Annotated in this window: 2 rRNA genes; both read left to right on the top strand. The window is 50.3% G+C overall.

From position 1 onward, the window contains the following. Nucleotides 1–150 precede the first annotated feature (150 nt). A 23S ribosomal RNA gene (locus tag FC56_RS00355) occupies nt 151–3,068 on the top strand. A gap of 75 nt (nt 3,069–3,143) precedes the next feature. After that, nucleotides 3,144–3,260, top strand: a 5S ribosomal RNA gene (gene rrf, locus FC56_RS00350). The last annotated feature ends 1 nt before the right edge of the window (nt 3,261 follow it).

Raw genomic sequence — 3,261 nt, 5'->3', positions numbered from 1 at the left:
ACTTGGTTCTTTGAAAACTAGATAATATTAATTTCTGTAGTGAATTATATTTATAATATAATTTCAACCGAGAACACCGCGTATTAAATTGAGTTTTTTAATGTAGTATCGCAATACTCAATAACTTTAACGCAGCACGAAGTGCTGTGAGGTTAAGTTATCAAGGGCGCATGGTGGATGCCTTGGCACTAGGAGCCGATGAAGGACGGGACTAACACCGATATGCTTCGGGGAGCTGTACGTAAGCTTTGATCCGGAGATTTCCGAATGGGGAAACCCAACAATCTTAGTCGATTGTTACTTAATAGTGAATACATAGCTATTAAGAGGTAGACGTGGGGAACTGAAACATCTCAGTACCCACAGGAAGAGAAAGAAAATTCGATTCCCTCAGTAGCGGCGAGCGAACGGGGAACAGCCCAAACCAACGAGCTTGCTTGTTGGGGTTGTAGGACTGAACATTTGAGTTAACAAAGATAATGATAGCTGAATGAGCTGGGAAGCTCAGCGAAACAGGGTGATAGCCCCGTAGGCGAAATCGTTATCCCTCAGTTCAGGATCCTGAGTACGGCCACACACGTGAAACGTGGTCGGAATCCGGGAGGACCATCTCCCAAGGCTAAATACTCCCTAGTGACCGATAGTGAACCAGTACCGTGAGGGAAAGGTGAAAAGCACCCCGGGAGGGGAGTGAAACAGTTCCTGAAACCATGTGCCTACAAGCAGTTAGAGCCCGTTAATGGGTGATAGCGTGCCTTTTGTAGAATGAACCGGCGAGTTACGGTTGCATGCAAGGTTAAGGTGAAAAGCCGGAGCCGCAGCGAAAGCGAGTCTGAAATGGGCGAATAAGTATGTAGCTGTAGACCCGAAACCAGGTGATCTACCCATGTCCAGGCTGAAGGTGCGGTAAAACGCACTGGAGGGCCGAACCCGTGTACGTTGAAAAGTGCTGGGATGAGGTGTGGGTAGCGGTGAAATTCCAAACGAACTTGGAGATAGCTGGTTCTCTCCGAAATAGCTTTAGGGCTAGCCTCGGAATTAGAATCATGGAGGTAGAGCCACTGTTTGGATGAGGGGCCCGTCATGGGTTACTGAGTTCAGATAAACTCCGAATACCATTGATTTATGTCCGGGAGTCAGACGGTGAGTGATAAGATCCATCGTCGAAAGGGGAACAGCCCAGACCACCAGTTAAGGTCCCTAAATATATGCTAAGTGGAAAAGGATGTGGAGTTGCATAGACAACTAGGATGTTGGCTCAGAAGCAGCCACCATTTAAAGAGTGCGTAATAGCTCACTAGTCGAGTGATTCTGCGCCGAAAATTTACCGGGGCTAAGCATATTACCGAGACTGTGGACTTGACCTTTGGTCAAGTGATAGGAGAGCGTTCTAAGGGCAATGAAGTCAGACCGTAAGGACTGGTGGAGCGCTTAGAAGTGAGAATGCCGGTATGAGTAGCGAAAGATCAGTGAGAATCTGATCCACCGAATGACTAAGGTTTCCTGGGGAAGGCTCGTCCTCCCAGGGTTAGTCGGGACCTAAGCCGAGGCCGAGAGGCGTAGGCGATGGATAACAGGTTGAGATTCCTGTACTAGTAGTTGATGTTTGAGTGATGGAGGGACGCAGGAGGCTAAGTTGTGCGCACGGCTGGAAATGTGCGTTCAAGCTATAAGTCAGTAAGGGAGTGAAAGGCTTACTTACGTGTTGACAAGTAGTGATGAGGACCGAAATAAAGTAGGGAAGCGACTGACGTCACACTGCCGAGAAAAGCTTCTAGCGAATTAACTACTACCCGTACCGCAAACCGACACAGGTAGTCGAGGAGAGAATCCTAAGGTGAGCGAGTGAACTCTCGTTAAGGAACTCGGCAAAATGACCCCGTAACTTCGGGAGAAGGGGTGCTGACCGCAAGGTCAGCCGCAGTGAAAAGGCCCAGGCGACTGTTTATCAAAAACACAGGTTTCTGCAAAATCGTAAGATGACGTATAGGGGCTGACGCCTGCCCGGTGCTGGAAGGTTAAGTGGATGAGTTAGCTTCGGCGAAGCCCAGAAATGAAGCCCCAGTAAACGGCGGCCGTAACTATAACGGTCCTAAGGTAGCGAAATTCCTTGTCGGGTAAGTTCCGACCCGCACGAAAGGCGTAACGATCTGGGCACTGTCTCAACGAGAGACTCGGTGAAATTAAGATACCTGTGAAGAAGCAGGTTACCCGCGACAGGACGGAAAGACCCCATGGAGCTTTACTGTAGCTTGATATTGGGTGTTGGCACAGCTTGTACAGGATAGGTCGGAGCCGTAGAAACCGGAACGCTAGTTTCGGTGGAGGCGCTGGTGGGATACGACCCTCGCTGTGTGAACACTCTAACCCGCACCACTAAGCGTGGTGGGAGACAGTGTCAGGTGGGCAGTTTGACTGGGGCGGTCGCCTCCCAAACAATAACGGAGGCGCCCAAAGGTTCCCTCAGAATGGTTGGAAATCATTCGCAGAGTGTAAAGGCAGAAGGGAGCTTGACTGCGAGACAGACAGGTCGAGCAGGGACGAAAGTCGGGCTTAGTGATCCGGTGGTACCGTATGGAAGGGCCATCGCTCAACGGATAAAAGCTACCCTGGGGATAACAGGCTTATCTCCCCCAAGAGTCCACATCGACGGGGAGGTTTGGCACCTCGATGTCGGCTCATCGCATCCTGGGGCTGTAGTCGGTCCCAAGGGTTGGGCTGTTCGCCCATTAAAGCGGTACGCGAGCTGGGTTCAGAACGTCGTGAGACAGTTCGGTCCCTATCCGTCGCGGGCGTAGGAAATTTGAGAGGAGCTGTTCCTAGTACGAGAGGACCGGAATGGACATACCGCTGGTGTACCAGTTGTGCCGCCAGGCGCATCGCTGGGTAGCTATGTATGGATGAGATAAACGCTGAAAGCATCTAAGTGTGAAACTCGCCTCAAGATGAGATTTCCCATTCCTTTATGGAAGTAAGACCCCTGAGAGATGATCAGGTAGATAGGTTGGAAGTGGAAGTACAGCGATGTATGGAGCGGACCAATACTAATCGGTCGAGGACTTAACCAAGTAAATTGGTGTTTGAGGATACAGAAATTAATATTAGCTAGTTTTGAGAGAACGAAGTTCTTTCTAGCACCACAGTGTGGTGGCGATAGCCAGAAGGATACACCTGTTCCCATGCCGAACACAGTAGTTAAGCTTCTGCACGCCGAGAGTAGTTGGGGGATCGCCCCCTGCGAGGGTAGGACGTTGCCACGCT

Source organism: Lentilactobacillus senioris DSM 24302 = JCM 17472, assembly GCF_001436555.1.
Lineage (GTDB): Bacteria > Bacillota > Bacilli > Lactobacillales > Lactobacillaceae > Lentilactobacillus > Lentilactobacillus senioris.
The sequence above is the reverse complement of the archived record's forward strand: the minus strand, read 5'-3'. Positions and strand labels throughout refer to the sequence as shown.